The organism is Rhodothermales bacterium (assembly GCA_017643395.1).
Taxonomy (GTDB): Bacteria; Bacteroidota; Rhodothermia; order Rhodothermales; family UBA10348; genus JABDJZ01.
The window spans coordinates 182,833-208,187 of sequence record JAEPNP010000003.1; the positions used below are offsets into that span (position 1 = coordinate 182,833).

Genomic DNA, 25,355 nt, shown 5'->3' on the forward strand with positions numbered 1-25,355 from the left:
GAGCAGAAAAATCTGCGCGCCCCCAACACACCCTGAATTCAAGGTCCCGGCATTGCAGCCGGAGGCCCCTGCGGCTACGTTCCGCGCCTACCCGTTCGCTTCGTGCACATCACCAACCTCCTATCGCCCAAGACCATCCGCGTCGGCCTGCAGGCCGGCAGCAAGGAGGACGTGATCTCGCGGGTGGTGGATCTGATTGCGGGCGATGGGCGGGTCACCGACATCGAAGACGTGCGTAGCGTGGTCCTGGACCGCGAGAGCACCATGTCCACCGGCGTGGGCAAGGGCCTGGGCCTGCCGCACGGCAAGACCGCCAGCATGAGGAACTCGATCGCCGCGCTGGCCATCACCCGCGAACCAGTGGATTTCGACGCCTTCGACGGCCAGCCGGTGCGCATTGTCTTCCTGCTTGTCGGCCCGCCGGAAGCTCAAGCTGTGCACATCCGTACACTGAGCCGGATATCGCGCCTCATGAGCCGGGACGACGTCCGCGAAGCGGTTCTGGCCGCCCGAACTGCCAAGGCGGTCTATGCCGTCATCGCAAAGGCCGAGGCGACGCTACTCAACGACGCCCCATGAGCAAGGGATTTCGCTCCATCACCGGCACGTTCGACATACTGCCGGACGCCTACGAGAATGACGGCTCGGCCGTCGCCGGAAGCGCCGCGTGGCAGCACGTGGAGCAGGTGATCCGGGAGGAGCTCGGCCGGTTCGGTGCGCACGAGATTCGAACCCCGATCCTGGAGCCCACCGAGCTCATCGCCCGCGGCATCGGCGCCCTGACGGACATCGTCTCCAAGGAGATGTTCGCTTTCGAGCGTGGCGACACGCACTACGTCATGCGTCCCGAGGTTACCGCGCCCGTCATGCGCGCGTACCTCCAGCACCACCTGGGCCAGAAAGGCGGCGCGCAGCGGCTCTACTACATCGGCCCTTGCTTCCGCGCCGAGCGCCCGCAGAAGGGCCGCTACCGCCAGTTCCACCAGTTCGGCGGGGAGATCATCGGCGCCGAAGGCCCGAGGGCGGACGTGGAAGCCATCCTGATGATGCTCTCCGTGTACGATGCGCTCGGCGTCACGGACCGCACGCTCCGCGTGAACACGCTCGGGGACAAGGACTCGCGCCCGCGCCACAAGGAAGCGCTCATCGCCTACCTGACGCCGTACAACGACGACCTGTCGGAGACGTCGCGCGGCCGCCTGGAAACCAACCCGCTGCGCATCCTGGACACCAAGAGCCCCAAGGAGCGCGAAATCGTAGCCGGTGCGCCGCTCCTGACCGAGTTCATTTCGGACGATGCGCGCGCGCACTACCAGACGGTGCTCGAAACCCTCACCGACCTGGGCATCGCCTTCGTGGAAGACCCGCTCCTGGTGCGCGGCCTGGACTACTACACGCACACCGCATTCGAGCTCGAGAGCCCATCGCTCGGTGCCCAGTCTGCTCTAGCGGGCGGCGGCCGGTATGACTACCTGGCGCAGGAAGTGGGCAGCAAGCAGCCCGTGCCGGCCGTGGGATTTGCCGCAGGCATGGAGCGCCTGTTCATGGCCATGGCCGCAGCTGGCGCCGAGGCCGTGGAAGCACCCAACCCGGACGTCTACCTGATCGGCCTCGGCGAGAAGGCCCAGCAATGGACCACCGGCGCTACCGTGCGTCTGCGCAGGGCCGGATTCTCTGCAGTGTCCGACCTGCTGGGCCGCTCCATGAAGGCCCAGATGAAGGACGCCAACCGCCGCGGCGCGCGCCTGGTCACCATTCTCGGAGATGACGAACTGGAGCGCGGCGTCATCGTTGTGCGCAACATGGCGGAGGGCTCGCAGGATGAGGTGGCTCTCGACGATCTGACCGAGGCCGTGGGCCGCAACCTCCAGTAAGCATGTACCCCCGACTGAGCGACATCTTCCAGGACTGGTTCGGGTTCGAATTCCCCATCCCGATCTACTCCTTCGGGTTCATGGTGGCCGCCGCCGTGATGCTGGCCGGCTGGCTGGGCCAGCGCGAACTGGACCGGCTCTACGAAAAGGGCCGCGCCAAAGGCATCAAGGTCCCCGCCGACAAGGCCGACAAGAAGAAAGGCCGCAAGGGCCGCATGGTGGAGGTGAGCCCCAGCTACCTGATGGGCACCATCACCGTGATCGTGGTGGTGGGCGGCTTTGCCGGCGCCAAGCTCTTCCACATCCTGGAGAACCTGGACCTGTTCTTCCGCGCGCCCGGCCGCATGATCTTCTCCTCCGGGGGATTCACGTTCTACGGCGGCCTGATCGCCGCCACGGTGCTCGTGGTCTGGTACCTGCGCAAGCAGGGGCAGAACGCCGCGCTGTTCGCGGACGCCGTGGCCCCGGGCGTGATGCTGGCCTACGGGGTGGGCCGCATTGGATGCCATCTCTCGGGCGATGGGGACTGGGGCATTGCCGCCAACGTCGCCGCCAAACCGGACTGGCTGCCCATGTGGCTGTGGGCGGAGGACTATCCGAACAACCACCTGGGCATTGACCTCTCGGCCGCGCCGGTGTATCCGACGCCGATCTACGAGTTCACCATGGCGGCCATCCTGTTCCTGGTGCTGTTCTCGCTCCGGGACCACCCGTTCAAGGCGGGCTGGCTGTTTGGGCTGTACCTGGTGTTTGCCGGCATTGAGCGCTTCCTGATCGAAAAGATCCGCGTCAACAACGAGTTTGAGCTGCTCGGTCTGACCGTGACCCAGGCCGAAGTCATTTCGGTGACGATGATCTTGCTGGGGGGCGTGCTGATGTATCGCACGTGGCAGCGCCGCGAGGAGCCCGAGACGCGAACCCTGAGCACGGCGGAGGCCTGACGGGTGGAGCTAGACGTACTGATCGGACAGGCCGTCCGGGAAATCAGAAAGTGGGAGCGCGGCTTCGGCGCGTATGATCGGCACCCGTCCACGCAGGTGGATGCTGATGAATTGCTGGGCGTGCTGAAGGAGTACACACAGCGCCTGCACGACAACTACCCCTTCTTCCATCCGCGCTACGCCGCGCAGATGCTGAAGCCCCCGCACCCGGCTGCGATAGCCGGCTACGTGGCGGCCATGATGATCAACCCCAACGCGCACGCGCTGGACGGCGGCCCGGCCACCTCCAGGATGGAGTTCGAGGTTATGGACCAGCTGGCGGCCATGTTCGGGTTCAAGCAGCCCACGCTGGGGCACCTGACCAGCAGCGGGACCATCGCCAACCTGGAGGCCCTGTTCGTAGCCCGGGAGCTGCATCCCGACAAGACCGTGGCCTTCAGCCAGGACGCGCACTACACGCATGCCCGGATGTGCCACGTGCTGGGGGTGAAGACGCGCAAGGTGCCGACGGATGCTGTCGGGCGCATGGACGTGTTGGCGCTGAGGCGAGCGCTGCAGGACGGCAACGTGGGTACTGTCGTGGCCACGGCCGGCACCACCGGGCAGGGTCTGGTGGATCCGATTGAGGACATTGTGGCGGCCTGCAGCGAGTTCGGCGTGCGAGTGCACGTGGACGCGGCCTATGGCGGATTCTACTGCCTCTTGGCGGACTCAGAGCTCCTGGAGCCCGATACGCGGCGCCACTACAAGGCCATCTCCGGCGCAGACTCCGTGGTGGTGGACCCCCACAAACACGGCCTGCAGCCCTACGGCTGCGGCGCGATCCTCTTTGCCGACCCCAAGGTGGGCAAGTTCTACAAGCACGACAGTCCGTACACCTACTTCACCAGTGACCAGCTGCACTTGGGAGAGATTTCGCTGGAGTGCTCGCGACCGGGGGCCGCTGCCGGGGCGTTCTGGATGACGCTGAAACTGTTACCGCTGACCCGGGATGGTCTGGGCGATGTGCTGGCGGCGTGCCGGCGGGCGGCGCTGGGCTGGTATGATGAGCTGCAGAAGAGCAGCCGGTTCGACCCGGTGGTGAAGCCGGAGCTGGACATTGTGACGTTCTTCCCGAGCGATGGGGTCGCGGCGGCGTCCGCGATTTCAGAGGCGAGTCAGGAAGTGTTTGAGCGGACGATGGCGGGGGAGGACCCGCTGTTCTTGAGTACGCTGCGGGTGCCTACGCGCCGGGTGCGGGTGAGCGGAAGGCCGGTGAAGCGGGATAAGGTGGAGACGGTGGTGTTGCGGGCGGTGTTGATGAAGCCTGAGATGGAGGGTGCATTCGATGAACGCTTACATGGCCTGAAGTATCTGGCGGAAGTCTAACCCTCTCCAACAAGAATGAAGGCCGCCCAAAGACCCGGGCGTGCCGCTACGTTGGGGTCCTCCATCAGCTTCAACTTCGCGTTCCGAAGAGCATCTGCTTTTGGCTGCCCAGAGAGCATGTTTTCGTAGAAGTGTCCCATGGCGGCGGCGGTGTAGGCGTCGGAGGCATTCCAGAGAGACGCAACAACGGACTTCGCTCCAGCAAACATGAAGGCCCGTCCGAGCCCAACTAGTCCATCCCCCGCATCCGTAGAGTTGACCCCCGTGCGGCAGGCACTAAGAACTACCAATTCGGCGTTCAATTCGAGGCCCAGAACTTCACCGATGTGAAGGACGCCATCTTCGCCGTTTCCCTCGTTGAATAGCAGGCCTGAGAGGCTGGGCTGTTGGGGGTTCGCATAGCCGTGCGTCGCGAGGTGTAGGTACTGATAGTCAAAAAGGCGAGCGGACTTTATTGCCTGCTCAGAGGCCGCCCTATCCGAGAGGATGGTGCTGCTGGCGTCAAAAAGCATTCGGTTGGCATCGAAGAGCCTATCTATGGCTACTATCTCCTCTAGCGCTGCCGGAAGCGGCCCGAAATGGATAGGGTCATTGTCGGGCGGGTAACCGAGAAGATGCGGACTGACCAAGACTCCTTCGGAGAAACTCGGAGCGGCGGCAAAAAGTGAGTGCTCAGACCTGAACTCTGCGGCTCGGTTCGGCCTCTCCGAGACGGAGTACTTGTACCGGATTGTTTTCGAGGCGATCAAGAACTCGGACGCGGCACTTGCCGAATCTCTCAGGGCCTCGAACGGGACGTTCAGAAGCCTAGCATATCCTGCGATAGTCAGCCTGGGTGCTCCGAGGCTGGGCAGCAGAGGTCGAACCAGTCTGTCATACAGCTGGGACGCCATTCTTTGGCCGGCGAGCAAGTCCCCCAGCTCTAGGGTCGGACCGAACGAGTCGGCCTCATCGGCAATGGAAGACCAATTCCCTAGCGGAACAATGTGACGGTCTCCCGAGAAAGGGAAAACGAGTGCGTGTAGCTGGCTGTCTACTACCTGATAGACGACGAGGTCTTCACCTTCCAAGCGGCGATGGGTACGAGCGGCGCTATCGATACCTTCGTTAAAGCTGGCAGCCCCCAGCATCGTCGCAGCCGGCGCCCGGAGCGCCGCTCTCAACGCTTTGAGGCTGTCTCGATACTGAAAAACTTCGGCGGCTGGAGACATAGCATGCGGCCCCCTCCCGGGATTCCTCAGCTGCCAGATGAGATGTTCCTTTTCGGCGTTCTCAAGATGTCGCACTAGAGCGCGTTCTCGAGAAAGCATAGACTGTTCAGCGACGAGAGGGGAATATCGAGCGGCGCTGTACAGGCTCTGCCGGTCGTCCGCGAGCAACAATTCAGAGAACCTGTATGCACGGTCAAAGAGTGCGAAGTCGGGGGACTCGTAGTAGGCGGCCAGTGATCGTGACAAGGCCAGTGCCAGGGTGTTGCGATACAACTCAGCGGCCCGCGCATTGTCTTGACGAATGTGCCAGAGCAGCTGGGCGACTCGGTCGAAGCTCCACTCCGGAGACTCGGACAGGGACGAGAGAGCCAGTTCTCGATGCCTTATCCAAAGCGAGGCCGAGCGGAGCAACTGGGGAAGACTTACAGCGCTCGGTGCCGTAGCGGGATGCCAGTCCGGTCCTAGGTTACTTGCAAGTGCAGCACCTATGTGGGGCAGTGCTTTATCGGGCTGGCCTCTATCGAGGTGACGGCTGGCGATTTCATTGGAAGCCTGTATCAGGAGAGGATTGCGACTTGAAAAAGCTCGATTCAGCCAATCTCTAGCCACAGCTAGCACCGAGTCGGCCTCAGCGATCCGCCCCGTGGAGTAGATCGCGTTAGACAACTGGATCAGCTCCAGACCAACGTCCGGCCTGTCTGCCGCAGCCAGCTTATCGATGCCAGACTTGATTAAGCTCAGTCCCTCAGTGGAATTGCCCTCGTGAAGAGCAACCGTGCCTTGGTGAATCTGAGCAATTCCGAATGACGGGTGGTTAGTGCCGACAACCTCGGCAAACGTTTGCCGAGACTCGTCAAGCAGCCCCCGCGCTTCATCGAACCGCCCTAGGCGCACCAACAGGTCCCCAAGATTGTCTTGGGTCTTTGCAACAAACAGACGGTTCGTGGTGCCCCGAGAGTAGATCTCCAGGGCCTGTCGGTACGAAAATTCTGCACGAAGCGTGTCTCCCACAATCGCATGCAGGTTCCCAAGATTGCCCAGGCTTACGGCGAGGTCTGAATCAGACGGCTCGAGAATCTGACGCTTAATGCCGTACGCCGCTTGGTGTAGCGCCAGCGCTTCTGAGTAGTGGCCGAGGCGCCATTGAACATTCGCGATATTGTTGATCGTTGCCGCGACCTCGCGCGAGTACCGCCCGTGCACCCTGGTTCGGACCTCTAGAGCGGCTTCATAGCCAGTCTGCGCGCCCAACAGGTCGCCCGACTCGTGATCAGCCAGCGCTCGGTAGTGGAGAAGATGTCCGACGTCTGGGTGATCGATTCCATAGGCGCTTTCGGCTAGGTCCCTGGCCAGATCAAGCCTTGATCGGGCCTCAGGAAACTTACCGAGCCTCAAGTTTGATCTGCCGAGCAGCGTTAGGTGCCTAATCAGAACAGAATCGCTGGTTGACTCCCAAAAGGGCTGCGTCTGCATCAGCTCTAGCTGATGGACTGCCGTACTGTAGGCCCCCTTGCGAATCGCCAGCTCGGCGAGAGAAAGATTGAGCTCCGCAACAACATCGGGCAACAGGCTTCCCGCGGAGAGCGCGGAATCCACAAGGGCCTCGCCCGATTCGAGGTCGTTCGCAACAATGGCGGCCTCGGCTCGGGTAGCCAGGTCGCGTATGTCGGCTGATTCCGTTGGTCGATCGATCTCCTGGCAGCCAAACAGACTGACCAACACAACAATGCAGGGAGAACGCATCTTGTGGCCCGTTTTTTCTGGTAGAGGCTAGAGCCTACTAATTTGTAACAGGACACCACAAAAAAAAGCGCCCCTTCCGAGGGAGCACTTCGCTGCTGGGCACTGCGACCGAGTCGCCGGGCTCTCATGTTCTGCTTTCAGGCGGTTGGCTCTACCCAAGGCAGGAGAAATCATTTGAACTCAGACGCGACTTGGCACACTGAAATCCGCCCAACCGCACAACGCGTAAATCCGAAACGAAATTCGTCGGACATACGATGCGTATCAAACCCTCCCTTAAGCAACAGTTCTGCTGCGGAACATGATTCAATAAGAAAGGGGTGCCCCGAGCTGGGACACCCCCTATTGAGGAATCCGGAAATCTCAGCGGCCGACTTGGTTCGTTCCGTCGGAGCCTTGGTTCGTTCCGTCGGAGCCTTGGTTCGTCCCGTCGGAGCCCTGGTTCGTTCCATCGGAGCCCTGGTTCGTTCCATCGGAGCCCTGGTTCGTTCCATCGGAGCCCTGGTTCGTGCCATCGGAGCCCTGGTTCGTGCCATCGGAGCCCTGGTTCGTGCCGTCGGAGCCTTGGTTCGTGCCGTCGGAGCCCTGGTTCGTGCCGTCAGAGCCCTGGTTCGTGCCATCAGAGCCCTGGTTCGTGCCGTCGGAACCCTGGTTCGTCCCGTCAGACACCCAAACCACATCCTCTTCCGCACCAACAAGTGCTTCGGGGCTGCATCCGGTCATCGGGATTGCGAAGGCGGCGATCAGGGCGAGGGTGAGGAGCTGGCGTGTCATGGTATCGGGGAAGTCTTTGGTTGCTCAGGGGCTTCACTTGGGGAAACGGAAACCCGGCGCACCGCACGACACGCAAAACCAAAAAAAATGCGTCCGAGACCCCAATCGCCTCAAACGCACTCAAAACCGCAGAAAAAACTTGCCTACGCCCGCTCCTGCGCGGTGCTATAGCAGTCCAGGTCCACTTCTTCCTTGTAATTCCAGCACCACGTCTTCTGACACGGGAAGGTGTCTTCATACAGCGCGCGGCCTACAATCACGGAATCCACCCCATCGCCCTTGAGCTCCTGCAGGGCCAACAGGTCATGGAAACTGCCCACGCCGCCTGATGCGGTGATCCGGCACCGCTTCAGCTCCGCCGCCAGTCTACGGTAGGCCTCCACGTTCGGGCCTTCCATGGTCCCATCGCGCGAGATGTCCGTGTAGACAATGCGCCGGCACCCGCGGGCTTCCATGTCCTTGGCCATCTCAATGGCATCCAGTCCGGAGCCTTCCGTCCAGCCCTGCACCTTGACCTCGCCGCCCCGGGCGTCGATGCCCACCACGATCTTGCCGGAGCCGTGCTTCTCCACGGCCTGTGACACCAGGTCCGGATTGCGCACGGCGGCCGTACCCAGGATCACGCGATACACCCCGGCCGCCAGCGCGGCGTCAATGTCGTCCATGGTCCGGATGCCACCGCCTACCTGTACCGGAATGTCCAGGCACTGGGCGATGCGCTTGATCACGTCCCGGTTGTGCGCGCCCTGCCCGAGCGCCGCGTCCAGGTCCACCACGTGCAGCACCTTGCAGTTCTGCACGCGCCATAGCTTGGCCATCTTGACGGGGTCGTCAAAGTAGACGGTCTCCTTGGAGTACTCCCCCTGGTGCAGGCGCACGCATTTGCCGCCCCGCAGGTCAATGGCCGGAATGATCAGAAACATGGCCAGCCTCTAAAGCGGGGCGGGGTAGCGGGTTTCGTGAACGAACCCGTAACATTCTGATGTTCTATTCGATAGAACAAATCGCTTCAGAAACGACCCGGCTCCCTCATGTCCCTGCTTTCCCGCACTGAGGAACTGCTTCTGCTCTCTGTTTGGCATCTCCAGGAAGACGCCTACGGGCTGGCCGTCAGGGACCGCATGCGACAACTCCTGGACCGCAAACTCTCGGTGGGCGCGGTCTATGTGCCCCTGGAGCGACTGGCCCGCAAGGGTTTCCTGGCCTCCCGCGAGGCCGACCCGACTCCCGAGCGGGGCGGGCGGCGCACGCGCTACTACCGCCTGACGGAGAAAGGCGTGGCCGCGCTCGCCCACGTGCGCTCCGTCACGGAAGAGGCCTGGGCCGGCGTGCCGTCGCCGCTCAGCCCCTCGGTGCGGTGAAGGCGCTCCTCCGCATCCTGGACGCCCTCCTGGGTCCCGCCCACAGCACGCTGATCGGGGACCTGGCGGCCTGCTACCACGAGGAGCGGCGCGCCCGCGGGCTGCTCCTGGCCTCTCTCTGGCTAACCGGCCAACTCCTGCTTGCCGTGCCGCGCGTCCTATGGCTCAACCTCATCTGGGAACGAGAAATGCTCAAAAACTATGTGACCGTGGCCCTGCGCCAGATGCGCCGCGCCTGGAGCTTCAGCCTCATCAACGTGCTGGGGCTGGCCATGAGTCTGGCCGTGTGCCTGGTCATCCTGAGCCTGCTGCACGATCAGCGCGGCTTCGACACGTTCCACCCCGATGGCGATCAGGTCTACCGCGTCACGTCCCGGGTGACGGAGTCCTTCGGCACCTTCAGCATGGCCACGTCTTCAGGGCCGCTGGGTCCGGAACTCGTGGCGGCGAGCGATGACGTTGAGGCCCTGGTCCAGCTCCGCCGCACGTGGGGCCACCTGCAGCGCGAGGACGGTTTCCGGGTGGACTTCGCAGGCCTCTACGCTCCTCCGGGTTTCTTCGACCTGTTCGGCTTTCCGCTGGAGGGCTCCATCCCGTCCCAGGCGCTGGACGATCCGTTTGAGGTAGTGATCTCGCGCGATGTCGCCGAGAGCCTCTTCCCGGGGCAGGACCCCATCGGCCGCACCCTGGAGTGGGAAGGCATGTTTCCGGTGGTGGTGGGCGGCGTCATGGCCCCGCCGCCCGGCAAGACCCACCTGCGCGCGGATGTGCTGGTCTCCTTTGAAACGCTGCACGCCCGCGCCGCGCGGGGCAGCGAGATGGCGCTCGAGGACTGGAACCGCAATACGGCCTACTACAACTACCTGCGCCTGAAGCCGGGCGCCGACCCCGCGGCCATTGCCGCCATGGCCAATACGCTGAGCCTGTCGCACTACACGGGCGATGGGGAGTCGCCCACCTTTGCCATGCAGTCTCTGGGCTCGATCAACCTGGGCCGGGACCTGTCGAATCAGATCGCCGAGGTGATGCCGCGCGGGTTTGCCATCATCCTGTCGGCGCTGGCGCTGGTGTTGGTCCTGACGGCGGTCTTCAACTATGTGAACCTGACCATTGCGCGGTCCTTGAGGCGCACCCGGGAGCTGGGCATCCGTAAGGTGGTGGGGGCGCGCCGCGGGCAGCTTATGCAGCAGCTCGTGGCCGAGGCCGTGCTGACCGCGCTCCTGGCCCTGGCCATTGCGGGGGCGGCGCTGACGTGGCTCCTGCCGCAGTTCAACAATCTGTCGGCGGTGAGCGCGGATGCGGTGATGCGCGTGGAGAGCATCAGCTCGGGGCTGGTGCTGCAGTTTGTGCTCTTGGCCGTTGTGCTCGGCGTGCTGGCCGGGCTGGTTCCGGCCTGGCGCATGTCACGCGTGGCGCCGGCGCTGTCCGTCAAGGGTCGCCTGTCTGCGCCGCGCCGCGGCCGGTTCGGCGTGCGCAAGGCCCTGGTGGTCGTGCAGTTTGTGGTGTCAATGGTGGCCATTTCCGTTACCGTGCTCCTGCACCGGCAGATTGACTTCATTTCCGGGTCGGAGTTGGGGTTCGATGAGGCCACGCTGGTCAACGTGGACCTGCAGGGCCTGGACCCGGATCTGGTGCGCGCGGAGCTCCTGGCCGTGCCGGGGGTGGAGCAGGTCTCCCTGATGTCGGCGCCGCCGTCCAGCGGCACGCGCACTACCACGGACATCCAGACGGATCGCATGACCGATCCCATGCTGCTTCCCCGCTATTCGGTCGATGCGCACTTCTTGGATCAGTACCGGGTGCAGCTCCTGGCCGGCCGCGAATTGCGTGAGGGTGCTCAGGCGGAGCTTCTTCTCAATGAGGCGGGCGTGGCCGCTCTGGATCTCGGCCCGCCGGAACAGGCCGTGGGCACCATCCTGACGTTTGACGAGGCGCTGGTGCAGGCGCCGGCGACACTGGTCGGCGTGGTCACCAACTTCTACGCAGACGGTGTAGAACGCGGGTACCAGCCCGTCGCACTCGTGAGTAGACCCGCGCTGTACACCACCGCCTCCGTGCGCATGGCCGCCGGATCGGTGCGCGGGGCCATGGAGCGCCTTGGGGGCGCATGGGAACGACTCGCTCCGGGCACGACGCTGGAGGCCGCGTTCTTTGATGCACAGATCCAGGAGTCCTACCGCGACATGCGTGCCACCGGCCGCATTCTCGGCACGTTCGTAGTGCTGATAGTGATGATCGCCGGTCTTGGCCTGCTGGGCATGGTCGGCTACGCCGCTGAGGTTCGCGTGCGCGAGGTGGGCATCCGCAAGGTGGTGGGTGCCACCATGGGTCAGCTTGTTGGCCTCCTGTCGCGGGAGTACCTGATGCTGGTGGGCATCGCGCTGGTGCTGGCCATGCCGGTGGCGTGGATCATCACGAATCGGCTACTGGAGCAGTACGCCCAACATGTCGTGCACACGCCGTGGGGGCTGCTGCTGAGCGTATCGCCCGTGATTGTGGCGGCGCTGGTGATTGTGGTGTCGCAGACGCTGAGGGCCGCGCTTACGAACCCGGTGGAGGTGCTGCGGAGCGAGTAGGGCTAGGAACCCAGTTCCTTGCTGCGTGCGGTGGCCGTCGCCACGGCATTGATCAGCATGGTGCGCAGGCCGTGGCTCTCCAGGTCGGCGACAGCGGCGATGGCCGTGCCGCCTGGCGTGGTCACCTCATCCCGCAGGATGGCGGGGTGCTTGCCCGAGTCAAGCACCAGCTTGGCTGCGCCGAACACGGTCTGGGCCGCAAGGCGGAAGGCCTGTGGGCGCGGGATGCCCTGCTTCACGCCGCCGTCTGTCAGCGCCTCAATAAACATATAGACGTAGGCCGGGCCGCTGCCAGACAGGCCCGTCACGGCGTCCATCAAATACTCCGGCACGGTTTCCACGCGGCCGACGCTTTCGAAGAGTGCGGTGGCGGCGGCAAAGTGCTCATCGCCCGCATGGGAGCCTGCGGCCAGCGCGGTGGCGCCCTCATCCACGATCATCGGCGTGTTGGGCATGGTGCGGATGACCGGGAAGTCGCGGCCGAGCGCCTGTTCGATGGCGTCCGTGGACAGCCCGGCCAGTACGGACACAAGCAGGGTGCCGGGGGAGAGGTCGTCCTTGATTTCGGCAAGCACGGTAGCCGCGCCCTGGGGCTTGACGGCCAGCACTACGATGGACGCGCCGCGCACGGCCTCACGGTTGTCCGTGGTGGTGACGATGCCGGGGAACTGCGCCTCGAGGGCTTCCAGCGCGGCCGGGTTGCGACGCGCCGCGCGGATGCGGCTGGGGGGCAGATCGTGTCCTTTGAGCATGCCGCCAATCAGCGCCCGGCCGATGTTGCCGGCGCCGATGATGGCTATGGTGTGGTCGTGCAGCATGGCAGCGGGGAGTTTGGAGGCGCGAAACTCCCCAGGCGGCGCGAGGATGCGTCAATTTGGAGGGAAGGGCGGGAAGGCCCCAGCCGGCGGCAGACCCTGCTAGCCCTTAAAGCTTCCCCTGCCGCCAGCCGCCGACAGAATTGGTCCAAGTACGACCCCACCAACGGCGCTGACCTCAGCCTCGGCTCCATATTACTGCTCAATCTCGACGAGTCGCTTGGTGGTTGCGAGGGGCACCTCTTGGTTCGTCTCAGCCGACATTCAGCGCCGACTAGCTCCTGATCCCTGCCGTCGGCGAAACGTGACTCCATTCACGCCACGTTTACCGAAGAGCCGGACCACGCGCGCGATACCTGGTCTACCCCCGAAAGGTGAACTCGTTGGGTTGATGGGAGAAGCTCCCTGGAGAGAGACGAGCCAGCCGGCTGTCCGTAGCGGGCGCGACCGGGAAGCTCCGTTTCTACTCGGCTGTGTTGCAGAGGCTGCTTGGGGACGACAGGCCCCGAGGTCATATCAATCGGCAAACTGGCGCTGTTCCGGGCCTTCCGGTCGCTTCTTTCGACAACCTCTCCTCGATTCCTGGATCCCATGATCAGTCCTGAGGCCAAACCGGCCCCGAAACCCACGATAATCAACGTCGGCAAAGACGGTCGCGCGCACACCGCTCGCCAGTCGGGTGCCGCCGCCCGCTCCTTCCCGAAAGGCCAGAAAGCGTTCGCCAAAACGGCTCCCAAGAAGGTTGCCCAATAGGCTCAGATCCAGGCCTATGCCGCCACTCATCTGACTTGGCCCGGGGTTGTTCGCTTCCCCTGGGCCTTGTTGTATCCGGCAGAGATCAGTGTGTGGGGCCACTGCGGACCATAGACTGCAACCGAGACTCGATTTCCTGTCCTGGAGACCGGGTTCGTACCGTGTGGTCTCACTTGACGAGGTTTACGATGCTCAGAACCTACCCAATCGGACTTCTCCTTCTTTTTCTGACGCCCTCCCTTGGGCTTTCTCAGTCGCCAGATCAACGCACATTTGATCCGGTCACCAGCACCGGTCTAGCCACCCTCGATCCCTACGACGCGTGTGAGTCCGCGACGGACGCGTTTGCGCGGGTAGAATGCAAACTCGATTTGGTTTGGGCTCGCATGGACGCGTCAAGGGAGCCGGCCCCCACAGCAGAATCGGTAACCACCGTTTGCTTAAAGTGGAACACCATGGTCAAGTCGCCTTACACCTTGAGAGCCGCGGTAAAGGCTGAAGCGGACGCGAATGCTGGAGTGGAGGCGCTCGGGACGGGAGCGAAAATCTGGGCGGCCTTGAAGGCCTTGGCATCCGCGGAGATAGCGCTGGAGAATCGAATCATTGTGGAGCCGAGGCATTGCTGGTCTTGGAACTGGGGCGCGGAAGGAGACGAGGCAGGCATACCTCAAGAGGTTCAAATGTTGGCCGAGACAATGTCGGGTGCGGAGTCACTGCTCGTCGCTGCGGCGACACCAGTCAATGAGAGGCTCAGCAGCGTAACGCGTTCAGCCTCAGGCCTGGGCTCTGTCATTCGAGACGGCTTTGGCGGTGGCCTCCATGGATTCGCCACTGGCGATCCCGCAACTAGGAATCAGCTGTCTCAATTCAGTGGGTTGATGTCTGGTGACATTGACCTGCTGAATGTTCCCAGCACGTTCTTCGCTCGGCTACCTCAGCCATGCCCACTTTTCAGAGCCATATCGGTTACCGACGCGCATATTAACTCCTTCTGCGACGGTCGATACAACCTCACCAACCTGGAGAGCGCCCGCGCGGATTTTTTGGCTGACCGGAGAAAGGCATCTGAAGCGCTAAGGGCGATACGGGGAGTCGCGGGGGGCCTGGGACAAGCTTGGCCGGCTTTTGATTTCGGTCCGCGAGACTGATAGGGCGTGCCCCTTCGGGTCGCCAGGCTTCGCTCTGGAGGCTGGTTGATCGTGTTCAGGGACCTATCTGAGTCGCTGGATCTCCATTGCTCGTGGGCGCCATTAGGTGGACGTGAAGGCAATGAGGGGGACGACACGGCGTGTGGATGTGAAGCGGATTGTTCTGGCAGCCCGACGAAGTCTTCCTGCCATGAGCAGGCACCCAACATTCACCCTCCTGCTCGCCGTCGATTGATATCGCCCTGCGTAGTTCCAACACATTTACGCTGACCGTAGAGAACTAGAGCGCGCGCTTCGGAGCGTCAGCTACAGCCGGACACCTAGTCGGATTCTCCCCAGCACCATGCATCAATAGGCCGGTAATCGCGTTCTTGCGGCCCCGGCTCGGGTCCTGCTGAGAGGACGCGGGCGGCTCGGACCACATCGCCCGAAAAGAACCTCCTTCATGGCCTCCACTCCCAAACGCACGCTGGTCACGGCCGCGCTGCCCTATGCCAACGGACCGATTCACATCGGCCACCTGGCGGGCGCGTACCTGCCCAGCGACATCTACTGCCGGTACAAGCGCATTGCCGGTGAGGACATTGTCTTCATCTGCGGCTCCGACGAGATGGGCGTGGCCATCATGGTGCGGGCGCGCAAGGAGGGCACCACGCCGCAGGAGATTGTGGACCGCTATCATCCGGTGATCGAGGATGCGTTCCAGCGGTTCGGGATGAGCTTCGATCACTACGGGCGCACCACCAGTCCGAAGCATGCCGAGACGAGTCGGGAATTCTTCCGCACGCTGGCTGGCAAGGACGTGTTCGTGACGCGCACCGAGCAGCAGCTGTTTGACCCCGAGGCGGGCATCTTCCTCGCGGATCGCTTTGTGATCGGTACGTGTCCCAACTGCGGGCACACGGACGCCTACGGGGACCAGTGCGAGAAGTGCGGCACGGCCCTCAGCCCGATGGAGCTGATTGATCCGCGCTCCACCATCACGGACGCGCGCCCCGAGCTGCGCGAAACCACACACTGGTACCTGCCGCTGGAGGACTTTCAGGAGCGGCTGGAGGCGTGGATTGCCACCAAGCCGGACTGGAAGCCCAACGTGTTGGGGCAGGTCAAGTCCTGGCTGAACGATGGGCTGCGTGCCCGCGCCATCACGCGGGACGTGCCCTGGGGCGTGCCGGTGCCGGAGGACGTCGCAGAGGCGGCCGGCGTGTCTGCCGAAGGCAAGGTGATCTATGTCTGGTTCGATGCGCCCATCGGCTACATCTCCGCCACGCGCGAGTGGGCGGAGGCGCGGGGCGATGCGGACCTCTGGAAGTCGTACTGGCAGGGTGACGATGCGCGCCTGCTGCACTTCATCGGCAAGGACAACATTGTCTTCCACTGCCTGATGTTTCCGGCGATGCTCATGGCGCACGGCGACTACGTGCTGCCGGAGAACGTGCCCGCCAACGAATTCCTGAATCTGGAGGGGGACAAGCTGTCCACCTCCCGCAACTGGGCAGTCTGGCTGCACGAGTACCTGGAGGAATTCCCGCCGGATCTCCTGCGATACGCTCTGGCCACGACACTGCCCGAGACCAAGGACGCGGACTTCTCCTGGAACGACTTCCAGAGCCGGGTCAACTCGGAGCTGGCCGATGTGCTGGGCAACTTTGTGCACCGCTCGCTGACGTTTGCGGGGCGGTTCTTCGACGGGGTGGTGCCGCCGTTGTCGGAGCCCTCTCAGATGGACCTCGACACGCTGAAGGCGCTTGAGGAATTCCCGCGGCGCATCGGCGATGCCTATGACGCTTACCGATTCCGGGAGGGCGTCTTCGAGTCGATGGCGCTGGCGCGGCTGGGCAACAAGTACTTCAACGACACCGAGCCCTGGAAGACGCGCAAGGCGGATCCGCAGGCGTGTGCGAACACGGTGCACGTGTCGCTGCAGCTGTGTGCGTCGTTGGCGGTGCTGCTGGATCCGGTGCTGCCGCACACGGCGGCGGCGCTGCGCGGCATGCTCAATCTGGAAGGCGTTCGCAGTGGCATGCCGGGTGCGCGCGGAGAGATCGGCTGGGCCGATGCCGGGCGCCCTCTGCTGAAGGCCGGGCAGGCGGTGAACCAGCCGGAGATCCTGTTCACCAAGATCGAAGACGAGGTGATTCAGGCGCAGATCGACAAGCTGGGCGGCGGATCATCGGACGAGGATGCCGGCGAGCCGTACGAGGAAGTCCGGGAGGTCGCAACGTTTGACGACTTCCTCAAGCTGGACCTGCGAGCGGGTGTGATCACGGCCGCCGAGGCGGTGCCAAAGTCCAAGAAGCTGCTTCGCCTGGAGGTGGATCTGGGTTTTGCGACCCGGCAGATCCTGTCCGGCGTGGCGCAGCACTGGAAGCCGGAGGAGTTGATCGGCAAGCACGTCTCCGTGGTGGCCAACCTGGCACCGCGCAAGATGATGGGCCTGGAAAGTCAGGGCATGGTCTTGATGGCAGAGGATCGAGACGGGACCTTGCACCTGTTGGAATCCACAGGAGAAGCAGGGGGCGTCATCCGCTGATATGGAACAGCTCGCGAGTCTCGCGTCGAACCTGCTGTCTCCGGTCATCCTGGCGTTTGCGCTGGGCATCATCGCTGCGCTGGTTCGGTCGGATCTGCGGCTGCCGGGTGCGATCTACCAGGCGCTCTCCATCTACCTGCTCCTTGCGATCGGACTGAAGGGCGGCGTGGAGCTAGCCAAGACGCCCTTTCTGGAGTTTCTGGCGCCGGCGCTTCTGACCCTGGGGCTGGGCATTGTCACGCCCATCATTGCCTACAACGTGCTCCGGCGCCTGGGCAAGATGGACCGGCCGAACTCGGCGGCGATCGCGGCGCACTACGGCTCGGTGTCGGCGGTGACATTCATCGTGTCCGTGTCGTTTGTGGCGTCCCAGGGCGTGGACGCGGCCGGGTACATGCCGGCGCTGGTGGCCATCCTGGAGGTGCCCGCCATCATGGTGGCGCTGATGATTGCCTACACCCGCGACAAGCGCGCGGGATCGTGGCAGGACGCCATGCATGAGGCGGCCACCGGGCCGTCGATCATTCTGCTTGTCGGCGGGCTGTTGATTGGACTCGCCGTGGGACCGTCCGGGTTTGAGCCGGTGGAGCCGTTCTTTGTCAACGGTTTCCAGGGCGCGCTGGTGCTCTTCCTGATGGAGATGGGCATCGTAGCCGGGCAGCGCCTGAAGGACCTGAAGCAGGCCGGCGCGTTTCTGGTGGCCTTCGGCATTTTCCTGCCGATTGTGCACGGATTCCTGGCGGTCTGGACGGCCGGGCTGATCGGCATGTCCGTGTCTTCGGCGGCCGTGCTGGCGGCGATGGTGTCGAGTGCTTCCTACATCGCGGCGCCTGCTGCGGTGCGCATCGCCCTCCCGGAAGCCAATCCCACGCTTTACCTCACCGCATCCCTGGGCATCACGTTTCCGTTCAATGTGACCCTGGGCATTCCACTGTATTACTTGATGGCCGAATGGCTGATAGCCTGAACCCATGAAGACCACCACGCCACTCAAGCTCGTCACCATTGTGACTGAGCGCATTCTCGAGGATCGCCTGCTGCGCAAGCTGGAAGAGTTCGGGGTGTCCGGGTACACGTTGACCCAGGCCACCGGGCGCGGGTCACGCGGGGTGCGCGCCAGCGAGTGGGAGGGGCCGGACACCAAGATTGAAACGCTGGTGTCGGCCGAGGTGGCGGAGAAGATTGTGGACCACGTGTCGCAGAAGTTTTTTGAGCACTATGCGGTGATTGTGTACGTGCTGGACGCGCATGTGGTGCGTGGGGAGAAGTACGTGAAAGGGTAGGTGCGTGCCTGCGGCGCTGGCGCGCGCCCGCCGCCGCTGGATTGGGTGTAAATGGGTGTAATTGGGTATAAATGGGTGTAAATGGGTGTATATTCGGGTGTGCAAGCGCCAGCAGCCATACCCGTCTCCGCCGATATCCTGCGCCTGATTGGCCGGATCGACGAGTTCAAGGGTGCCTGGAAGGCTCTGGGAGACATGGCCCTGGAGCGCCTGGATGCCCTCAAGCGCGTGGCGACCATTGAAAGCATAGGCTCCTCCACCCGCATTGAGGGTGCCCGCCTGAGCGACTCGGAAGTGGAGCGGCTTCTGGCCAACCTGGAAGTCGGCAGTTTCGAGACCCGGGATGAGCAGGAGGTTGCCGGCTACGCAGAGGTAATGGACACCATCTTCGGGTCCTGGCAGGACCTCCCGGTGTCAGAGAATTACATCCTGCAGCTTCACGGCATCCTGCTCAGACACAGCGAAAAGGACGCGTGGCACCATGGTCGGTACAAGTCGTCGCCGAACCATGTCGTGACGCGGGATGCGTCCGGGCAGGAGGTGGGGGTGGTGTTCGAGACCGCATCGCCCGTGGAGACGCCCGTGCGCATGGCAGAGCTCGTCGACTGGTACAATGGCACTCGGACCGAGAACCATGCGCTCCTGCGCATCGCCACGTTTGTCGTGGTTTTCCTGGCGATCCACCCTTTCCAGGACGGAAATGGCCGCCTCTCCCGGGCACTTACGACCTTGCTGCTGCTGAAAGCCGGCTACGCCTACGTGCCGTTCAGCTCTCTGGAAAGCGTCATCGAGGGCAGCAAACAGCAGTACTACGTGGCGCTTCGTCGGACTCAGTCCACCCTGCGGTCAGAGGAGCCCGACTTCATGCCGTGGTTGCGCTACTTCCTCCAGTCACTGGATGAGCAGGCGGTGCGACTGGCGCGCAAGCTCGAGGCGCAATCGGGGCCGCCGCTACCCGAGCTGTCCGCCGCCATTATTGCGATGGCGCGGCGTACTGGCCGGGTCACCATGAGCGATGCCGTGCGGGCGACAGGGGCCAGCCGCAACACCCTCAAGGGTCACTTCCGGAGTCTGGTTGAGCAGGGCCTGCTGAGGCTGCATGGGGCCGGCCGAGGGGCGTGGTACGAGCGCGGCTGAGGTCTGCGTTACAAATCTCCGCACGATGGGCTCTATCTCCCAAACCCCGGGCCCATGAAACCATTTGACTGGCAAAACGAAAAACGACTGGCAAAAACTACATCGCCAGTCAATATGCTCGCCAAAATCGGCCGGAGAGGCCAACTGACGATTCCGAAGGCCATCCGGGAGCGGTTTGGCCTGGAGGAGGGGCACTCGCTTGCGTTCTATGTGGATGGGGATGGCATCCGGGTGCGGCCGGTCACGAAGGACATTTTTGATTGGGTGGGGGCGTTTGAGCTTCCCGAGGAATGGAAAGGGCTGTCCTGGGAGGAAATCATGGCAAAGACCCGGCAGGAGATGGCAGACCACATCGCCAGACAAGGCCGATGAGAATCCTGGTCGACACGAATGTCTGGATTCGGTTGGTCGCGCGAGACGATCCCGGGCAGGCAGAGGCGGCGGCGAAGCTGATCGGAGAATCGCTTCAGCGTGGGTATCAGCTTGTTCTGTCCACGGTCATTGCGGCAGAGTTGGCATGGGTGCTGGGCAACAAGTTCAAGCTCTCCTGGACGGCAGTCGCCGACTTCTTCCAGGGGCTTTCGGCCACGTCCGGAGTGGAGTTGGAAAATGAGGGCACCGTGCTCGCGGCGTGCCACCTTGCCTCAAGGGAAAACGTGGACTTCGCCGACGCCTACAACGCTCTATGGGCTCAGGAGCAGGGCATCACGACCGCCTTCACCTTCGATACCAAACACTTCCGTCGACTGGGTTTCGAGGCGGTGCAGGCTCCCGGCTGAGCGAAGGTTCAGATCGCCCAAACTGACCGGGACGAGCGGGTGGGTGGAGTATCACCGGGATTTTTTGAGTCAGCGTGCGACAAGCGGCTCGGGGTGCGGATGAGCGGCTGAACGTCACGGAAAGCGCTTCCGTAAAGGAGCCTCATGTTCACCTACTCATTGCTTCCGATGAAGAAGTTCAGTTTGTTCGCCGCCATTTTCGTGCTGGCCGCCTGTACCACTCCCGCAGACGAGCCCGTGGTGATGGAGCCGGAAGTCACGGCCCAGACCGCCGCGACCCAGGCCGAAATCACGCCCGAGATGGCCATACAGATGCTCAAGGACGGTAACCAGCGGTTTGTAACCGGGGACCAGTATGAGCGTGATCTGTCCCAGGAGGTAGCTACGACAGCGTCCGGCCAGTATCCCTACGCCGTGGTGCTCGGCTGCATCGACTCCCGCGTCCCGCCGGAAATTGTGTTTGACGCCGGGATCGGCGACATCTTCTCGGCACGCGTGGCAGGCAACTTCGAGAACGAGGACATTCTCGGATCGATGGAGTTCGCTACCGCCGTGGCCGGATCCAAGGCCATTGTCGTGCTCGGGCACACCGAATGTGGAGCCGTGAAGGGGGCCTGTGACAACGTCGAAGTCGGCAACATCACGCCGATGCTCGCCAACATCACGCCCGCGGTGGACGCCGTCGAGATGGACGGGGACCGCAGCTCCGCCAACAAGGCCTTCGTCGACGAGGTTGTGCACATGAACGTCACCATGACCATGGCAGACATCCTGGAGCGCAGCGACATCATCCGCGAGCAGGTCGAGTCCGGTGAGGTAGCACTCGTTGGTGCCATCCATGACGTGACCACCGGCCAGGTCACCTTCCTGCAGTAGCCATGAACGCGGCGGCTGCCGGACCTAATCCAGTTCCTCGAACGTCCTGTTCAGGATCGGATACCGGCGCCAGTCCTGGTGGTCGAAGTGCCACCACTCCGCACTGTACACGGAGAAGCCCTCAGCTTCCATCGCAGTCCGGAGAAGGTCCCGCAGCCGCCGCTGTTCTTCCGTCCCGCCTTCGAAGTCGGCGTACGCGCGCTCGGTAAACTCGTCGTAGCCGGACGGCATCACTACAGGCTCACCCGTCTCCAGGTCATACAGGGTGAGATCCACGGCTGAGCCCCGGTTGTGACGGGATCCGTCCGCCGGATTAGCCACGAACGTCCTCTGCTCCTCGGGCGTAGCGTCCCAGAACATCCTGGTCACGTACCAGGGCCGGTAGGCATCATGGATCAGCAGCCCGTATCCGTGCTCCGCAAGTGAGCGATGGGCTCGTGCCACGCCTTCGGCCGCCGGCCGCTGCATGAATGCGTGCTCGGACTGGTAGAAGACGGCCTGCATGAAGTTGTTCGTGCCCGCATACCGGATGTCGTACTTGATGCCGGGTTCAAGCTCCCGAAGCTCCACCAGATCGGGCGCCAGAAAGTCGCCGGCCTCGGCAGGTGGTGTGGCTCGAAGCGCTTCAGTACGCAGTTCTTCGACCGGTCGAAGCGGCGTAATGGTAAACGTGCCGGGATCGGCGGGCATGGCAGGGGTGCTTGGTTCAGGGGAAGCCGCGTCAGGTACCGAAGCCGTAATGGAATCCGGTGCGGCAGTGTCGGTGTCGGAGGTCGCCTGGCCTCCGCAGCCCACCAGTAGCAGGCTCGTGATCAGCAGTCGTCGCATGGGTAGGGAAGATGGCCGGGACGGAGATTATGTTATCGCGCATGGAAATGCCCGATGAACACCATCACGATCACGAGCACGAGTTTGCCATTCCGACGGTAGTCAAGATCGTGGTGCTGCTGGCGATCGCGGCCGCGTCGATAGCGCTGGGGTACTACCTGCGCTGAGGCGGGCGCGGAGCCCATCGCACGAAAAAAGCCCCGACCACCAACGGCAGCCGGGGCTTTCCCAAGGACGCGGGGTGCGTCAGATGTTGATGGCCTTGCCGTAGGCGGCCTTGGTGGCTTCCATAACGGCTTCCGACAGGGTCGGGTGCGGGTGGACGGCCTCCATGATCTCCGCCGCGGTTGTCTCCAGCACGCGTGCGGTCACGGCCTCGGCAATCAGCTCGGTCGCGTCATAGCCGATGATGTGGCAGCCGAGAAGCTCGCCGTATTTCGCGTCGTAGATGACTTTGACGAAGCCCTCGGTGTGGCCTGCGGCGGATGCTTTTCCGGATGCCGAGAACGGGAATTTGCCGACCTTGATGTCGTAGCCGGCTTCTTTGGCCTTCGCTTCCGTCATGCCCACGGACGCGATCTGCGGCTGGCAATAGGTGCAGCCGGGGATGTTGTCGGTGGTGAACTCGTGGTGGCTTTCACCGGCGATGGCCTCGATGCAGTTGATGCCCTCGTGCGAGGCCTTGTGCGCCAGCCACGGCGGGCCGGCCACGTCGCCGATGGCGTAGATGCCTTCCACGCCGGTACGGCCATACCCGTCCACCTTGATGGTGCCGCGCTCGGGCTTGATGCCCACCTTGTCCAGGTTGAGGTCTTCAACGTTGCCCTGCACGCCCACGGCGGACAGGACCTGGTCAGTTTCGATGACCTCTTCTCCCTTCTTGGTCTTCACCTTGACCTTGAGCACTTTGCCGGAGGTGTCGACGCTTTGCACCTGCGCATCGGTCATCACATTGATGCCCATTTTGCGGAAGGTGCGCCCGAGTTCCTTGGAGACGTCCTCGTCTTCGATGGGCACCAGGCGGTCCATGACCTCGACAATGGTGACTTCGGTGCCCATGTTGTGGTAGAAGTAGGCGAACTCGACACCGATGGCGCCAGCGCCGACCACCACGAGCCGCTTGGGCTGATCCTTCTGGAGCATCGCCTCCTTGTAGGAGAGGATCTTCTTGCCGTCCACGGGGAGCGGCGGAATCTCCCGGGCGCGGGCGCCGGTGGCGATGATGATGTGCTTGGCGGACACGGTGGTCTTTTCACCGACCTTCTTGCCGTCCATGTCGGTGGAGGGCTCGATCTCCAGCTTGCCCTTGCCGGCAAACCGGGCATGGCCCATGAGGACGTCGATCTTGTTCTTCTTCATGAGGAACGTGACGCCCTTGTTCATCTTGTCGGCGACGCCGCGGCTGCGGTCAATCACCTTGCCGAAGTCCGCCTTGACCTCACCGGAGAGTCCGTAGGATTCCAGGTGGCGGGCGTTCTCCATCATCTCGGCGCTCTTCAGCAGCGCCTTGGTGGGGATACAGCCGATGTTCAGACACACGCCGCCGAGTTTGTTCTTCTCGATGACGGCCGTCTTGAAGCCGAGCTGGCTCGCGCGAATGGCGGTTTCATAGCCGCCGGGGCCGGTACCAATGACGACGACGTCGTAGTTGGAAGCCATATTCTATCTCCGGAGATCAGGTTCTTTAGAGGACGCAGCGGCGGGCCGCCGCAGCCGAAATAATACCCCTGGCCCGTGCCGGTGTTCGTGAATGGATTGCTGAAAACGGTGGGGTTGGTGTGGCGCCGGCGCGGACACTGCAGAAAGGCCGATTCGCCTTATTGGCCGGTTCCTGCCAGGGGGTTAGTGTGGGGCTTCTGCCACCACCACAGCGGGTTCGGTGGTTTCACCTGCATCTCCGGACATGCTCCACGCCAGTAACCACGAGAAGGACCGGGATCGGTCAGCCGGTCGGGGATGGCGCGCGCTCACGACAGGGGCACTCGTTTGGATCCTGATGCTCGCCGCCTGTGACTCCGGGCCCGCGATGATTCCGGAGCGGCCGCTTGTCTGCACCCACAAACCCGAGCCGAGTGTGCTCTGGCCTTTGACCGTCGGCAACTTCTGGGAGTACGACTACTACCGGAAGGGCGAGCTGACGGACACCATCCGGTTCGAGGTCACGGAGGAGTTTGAGCCCGGGCGATTTGGGCCCCTGGAGTCCTTTCTGGTGGAGCGTCGCGGGGTCACGGGAGAGACTCAGGAAAGAATCGAAATGTGGTCAAATGGTGCTGACGGAGCGATACTCGTCGGCATCGTGGGCCGAACGGACACGGTTCGGGGCGGCCCCATCTTGACGTATCCCTACCCCGCACAGAAGGGGCAGGAGTTTGAAGCCTATAGCTACTCTCGGGACATCCGGACAGACGACCCTTTCGAGATCTCCGATACGACCATGTACTACGTGCATGACACGGACGAGGAGATCCGCACAGGCGTCGGACTTTTCCGCACCTACGTCTACCGATACCTCCGCCGCCCGAACCTGGACGCCTTCGGAGACAGCATCTACGTGTCCTATGCGCCCGGCTACGGGCCAGTGAATCTGGCAGCCTACCACCAGCGGCGCGGCCGCACGGTTACTCCCGGCTGGTGGCTCCGCCTCCGGGATTACTGCATCAAGCAGCCCGCGCCCTGAGCAGAGGCCGCGCCGCTGTCTTCAGCCCTGCTTCCCCCGATACGCCTCGTCCACATCGCCAATCTTGCCCACGCGCTTGGCGTGGCGGCCGCCTTCGAAGTCCGTCTCCAGGAACGTGCGCACAATCGCTTTGACGACCTCGATGCCCAGCGTGCGCGCACCAAGGGTCAGCACGTTGGCGTCATTGTGCGCCCTGGCATTCCAGGCCGTGAACTCGTTGTAGGGACAGGCCGCGCGGATTCGGTACACCTTGTTGCACACCATCGCCGATCCGATGCCGGCCCCGTCGATCATGATGCCGAAACGGGCCCGTCCGTTCGTGACCATGCGCGCCGTGGCGTAGGCAAAGTCCGGATAGTCGCAGGAGTCGGCGCTGTGCGTGCCCACGTCATGCACGGACCAGCCCATCTGCTCCAGAAACGTCACGAGTTCGGCCTTCATCTGGAAGCCGCCGTGGTCGCTGCCGATTGCCACGGCTCGTGGACCGGAAGGCGGCGGGGGTGGGGCGTCCGGGTGCTCGGAGGCCTTGCGAAATTCCACGCCCAGGGCGCGGGCCGCATCGCGCGCAAGAGGCGTGATGAGCGCATTGTCCGGCACGACCACAAAGCCGTCCCCGCTGCGGTGCGCATCCCGCACCTTCTGCTCCGATATCACCACTCTGCGCGCCACGGATCGAAG

The 25,355-nt window shown here is 63.3% G+C and carries 21 protein-coding genes; 14 read left to right on the plus strand and 7 right to left on the minus strand.

Features of this window, described 5'->3' with window-relative positions:
* The first annotated feature begins 102 nt into the window (after positions 1-102).
* The 4 genes from JJ896_11320 to JJ896_11335 are packed head-to-tail and all read left to right on the plus strand — an operon-like array spanning position 103 to position 4,183.
* Entirely contained in the window at positions 103-579 is a 477-nt protein-coding gene (locus tag JJ896_11320; protein ID MBO6780232.1) for a PTS sugar transporter subunit IIA, read from the plus strand.
* Entirely contained in the window at positions 576-1,874 is a 1,299-nt protein-coding gene (locus JJ896_11325) for a histidine--tRNA ligase (protein MBO6780233.1), read from the plus strand. The genes JJ896_11320 and JJ896_11325 overlap by 4 nt, the downstream gene beginning before the upstream one ends.
* 2 nt (positions 1,875-1,876) lie before the next feature.
* Positions 1,877-2,815: a prolipoprotein diacylglyceryl transferase gene (locus tag JJ896_11330; protein ID MBO6780234.1), complete on the plus strand. Its 939-nt coding sequence runs from the start codon at positions 1,877-1,879 to the stop codon at positions 2,813-2,815.
* 3 nt (positions 2,816-2,818) lie between these two features.
* Positions 2,819-4,183: an aspartate aminotransferase family protein gene (locus JJ896_11335; GenBank protein MBO6780235.1), complete on the plus strand. Its 1,365-nt coding sequence runs from the start codon at positions 2,819-2,821 to the stop codon at positions 4,181-4,183.
* Here the strand turns inward: JJ896_11335 and JJ896_11340 are convergent.
* From JJ896_11340 to hisA, 3 genes are all read right to left on the minus strand, one after another.
* Positions 4,180-7,137, minus strand: coding sequence for a CHAT domain-containing protein (locus JJ896_11340; protein ID MBO6780236.1), 2,958 nt, complete (start codon positions 7,135-7,137; stop codon positions 4,180-4,182). The two genes, JJ896_11335 and JJ896_11340, sit on opposite strands and share 4 nt — an antisense overlap.
* A gap of 363 nt (positions 7,138-7,500) precedes the next feature.
* Positions 7,501-7,911, minus strand: a complete 411-nt coding sequence (locus JJ896_11345) for a hypothetical protein (protein MBO6780237.1) — start codon at positions 7,909-7,911, stop codon at positions 7,501-7,503.
* 143 nt (positions 7,912-8,054) lie between these two features.
* On the minus strand, positions 8,055-8,834 hold the full coding sequence (gene hisA / locus JJ896_11350) for a 1-(5-phosphoribosyl)-5-[(5-phosphoribosylamino)methylideneamino]imidazole-4-carboxamide isomerase (GenBank protein MBO6780238.1): 780 nt from the start codon (positions 8,832-8,834) through the stop codon (positions 8,055-8,057).
* Between the two features lie 108 nt (positions 8,835-8,942).
* On the opposite strand from hisA, the gene JJ896_11355 reads away from it, so the two are divergent.
* Both JJ896_11355 and JJ896_11360 read left to right on the plus strand, forming a co-directional pair.
* Positions 8,943-9,272 carry a helix-turn-helix transcriptional regulator gene (locus tag JJ896_11355; protein ID MBO6780239.1) on the plus strand — a complete coding sequence of 110 codons (330 nt, stop codon included), beginning with the start codon at positions 8,943-8,945 and terminating at the stop codon, positions 9,270-9,272.
* Entirely contained in the window at positions 9,269-11,848 is a 2,580-nt protein-coding gene (locus JJ896_11360; GenBank protein ID MBO6780240.1) for an ABC transporter permease, read from the plus strand. The genes JJ896_11355 and JJ896_11360 overlap by 4 nt, the downstream gene beginning before the upstream one ends.
* Before the next feature lie 2 nt (positions 11,849-11,850).
* On the opposite strand, the gene proC is transcribed toward JJ896_11360, so the two are convergent.
* Positions 11,851-12,666: a pyrroline-5-carboxylate reductase gene (gene proC / locus JJ896_11365; protein ID MBO6780241.1), complete on the minus strand. Its 816-nt coding sequence runs from the start codon at positions 12,664-12,666 to the stop codon at positions 11,851-11,853.
* A gap of 2,343 nt (positions 12,667-15,009) precedes the next feature.
* On the opposite strand from proC, the gene metG reads away from it, so the two are divergent.
* The 7 genes from metG (at position 15,010) to JJ896_11400 (ending at position 21,172) form a co-directional block, all read left to right on the plus strand.
* On the plus strand, positions 15,010-17,097 hold the full coding sequence (metG, locus tag JJ896_11370; GenBank protein ID MBO6780242.1) for a methionine--tRNA ligase: 2,088 nt from the start codon (positions 15,010-15,012) through the stop codon (positions 17,095-17,097).
* A 1-nt stretch (position 17,098) separates the two neighbouring features.
* A complete protein-coding gene (locus tag JJ896_11375) occupies positions 17,099-18,064 on the plus strand; it encodes a sodium-dependent bicarbonate transport family permease (GenBank protein ID MBO6780243.1) in 966 nt (321 codons plus the stop codon).
* Positions 18,065-18,068: 4 nt separating this feature from the next.
* Positions 18,069-18,380 carry a hypothetical protein gene (locus JJ896_11380; GenBank protein MBO6780244.1) on the plus strand — a complete coding sequence of 104 codons (312 nt, stop codon included), beginning with the start codon at positions 18,069-18,071 and terminating at the stop codon, positions 18,378-18,380.
* A gap of 99 nt (positions 18,381-18,479) precedes the next feature.
* The gene (locus tag JJ896_11385; GenBank protein MBO6780245.1) at positions 18,480-19,517 is read left to right on the plus strand and encodes a Fic family protein; all 1,038 of its coding nucleotides are present in this window, start codon (positions 18,480-18,482) and stop codon (positions 19,515-19,517) included.
* A gap of 54 nt (positions 19,518-19,571) precedes the next feature.
* Positions 19,572-19,889, plus strand: a complete 318-nt coding sequence (locus JJ896_11390; protein MBO6780246.1) for an AbrB/MazE/SpoVT family DNA-binding domain-containing protein — start codon at positions 19,572-19,574, stop codon at positions 19,887-19,889.
* Entirely contained in the window at positions 19,886-20,296 is a 411-nt protein-coding gene (locus JJ896_11395; protein ID MBO6780247.1) for a PIN domain-containing protein, read from the plus strand. The genes JJ896_11390 and JJ896_11395 overlap by 4 nt, the downstream gene beginning before the upstream one ends.
* Before the next feature lie 144 nt (positions 20,297-20,440).
* Positions 20,441-21,172: a hypothetical protein gene (locus JJ896_11400; protein MBO6780248.1), complete on the plus strand. Its 732-nt coding sequence runs from the start codon at positions 20,441-20,443 to the stop codon at positions 21,170-21,172.
* 24 nt (positions 21,173-21,196) lie between these two features.
* On the opposite strand, the gene JJ896_11405 is transcribed toward JJ896_11400, so the two are convergent.
* Both JJ896_11405 and lpdA read right to left on the minus strand, forming a co-directional pair.
* A complete protein-coding gene (locus JJ896_11405) occupies positions 21,197-22,000 on the minus strand; it encodes a hypothetical protein (protein ID MBO6780249.1) in 804 nt (267 codons plus the stop codon).
* Between the two features lie 246 nt (positions 22,001-22,246).
* Positions 22,247-23,659: a dihydrolipoyl dehydrogenase gene (gene lpdA / locus JJ896_11410; GenBank protein MBO6780250.1), complete on the minus strand. Its 1,413-nt coding sequence runs from the start codon at positions 23,657-23,659 to the stop codon at positions 22,247-22,249.
* A 244-nt stretch (positions 23,660-23,903) separates the two neighbouring features.
* Between lpdA and JJ896_11415 the strand changes: the two genes are divergently transcribed.
* Positions 23,904-24,677 (plus strand): hypothetical protein, encoded by a 774-nt coding sequence (locus JJ896_11415; GenBank protein MBO6780251.1) that lies wholly within the window; start codon positions 23,904-23,906, stop codon positions 24,675-24,677.
* A gap of 21 nt (positions 24,678-24,698) precedes the next feature.
* Here the strand turns inward: JJ896_11415 and rpiB are convergent, their stop codons facing one another.
* Positions 24,699-25,346, minus strand: a complete 648-nt coding sequence (gene rpiB / locus JJ896_11420; GenBank protein ID MBO6780252.1) for a ribose 5-phosphate isomerase B — start codon at positions 25,344-25,346, stop codon at positions 24,699-24,701.
* Positions 25,347-25,355 lie beyond the last annotated feature (9 nt).

What these genes read in the sequence shown, in the direction of transcription:
- JJ896_11325 (MBO6780233.1), top strand. Translation starts at nt 576, where the DNA reads ATGAGCAAGGGATTTCGCTCCATCACCGGCACGTTCGACATACTGCCG.
- JJ896_11330 (MBO6780234.1), top strand. Translation starts at nt 1,877, where the DNA reads ATGTACCCCCGACTGAGCGACATCTTCCAGGACTGGTTCGGGTTCGAA.
- JJ896_11340 (MBO6780236.1), bottom strand. Translation starts at nt 7,137, where the DNA reads ATGCGTTCTCCCTGCATTGTTGTGTTGGTCAGTCTGTTTGGCTGCCAG.
- JJ896_11345 (MBO6780237.1), bottom strand. Translation starts at nt 7,911, where the DNA reads ATGACACGCCAGCTCCTCACCCTCGCCCTGATCGCCGCCTTCGCAATC.
- hisA (MBO6780238.1), bottom strand. Translation starts at nt 8,834, where the DNA reads ATGTTTCTGATCATTCCGGCCATTGACCTGCGGGGCGGCAAATGCGTG.
- JJ896_11355 (MBO6780239.1), top strand. Translation starts at nt 8,943, where the DNA reads ATGTCCCTGCTTTCCCGCACTGAGGAACTGCTTCTGCTCTCTGTTTGG.
- proC (MBO6780241.1), bottom strand. Translation starts at nt 12,666, where the DNA reads ATGCTGCACGACCACACCATAGCCATCATCGGCGCCGGCAACATCGGC.
- metG (MBO6780242.1), top strand. Translation starts at nt 15,010, where the DNA reads ATGGCCTCCACTCCCAAACGCACGCTGGTCACGGCCGCGCTGCCCTAT.
- JJ896_11375 (MBO6780243.1), top strand. Translation starts at nt 17,099, where the DNA reads ATGGAACAGCTCGCGAGTCTCGCGTCGAACCTGCTGTCTCCGGTCATC.
- JJ896_11380 (MBO6780244.1), top strand. Translation starts at nt 18,069, where the DNA reads ATGAAGACCACCACGCCACTCAAGCTCGTCACCATTGTGACTGAGCGC.
- JJ896_11390 (MBO6780246.1), top strand. Translation starts at nt 19,572, where the DNA reads ATGAAACCATTTGACTGGCAAAACGAAAAACGACTGGCAAAAACTACA.
- JJ896_11395 (MBO6780247.1), top strand. Translation starts at nt 19,886, where the DNA reads ATGAGAATCCTGGTCGACACGAATGTCTGGATTCGGTTGGTCGCGCGA.
- JJ896_11400 (MBO6780248.1), top strand. Translation starts at nt 20,441, where the DNA reads ATGTTCACCTACTCATTGCTTCCGATGAAGAAGTTCAGTTTGTTCGCC.
- JJ896_11405 (MBO6780249.1), bottom strand. Translation starts at nt 22,000, where the DNA reads ATGCGACGACTGCTGATCACGAGCCTGCTACTGGTGGGCTGCGGAGGC.
- lpdA (MBO6780250.1), bottom strand. Translation starts at nt 23,659, where the DNA reads ATGGCTTCCAACTACGACGTCGTCGTCATTGGTACCGGCCCCGGCGGC.
- JJ896_11415 (MBO6780251.1), top strand. Translation starts at nt 23,904, where the DNA reads ATGCTCCACGCCAGTAACCACGAGAAGGACCGGGATCGGTCAGCCGGT.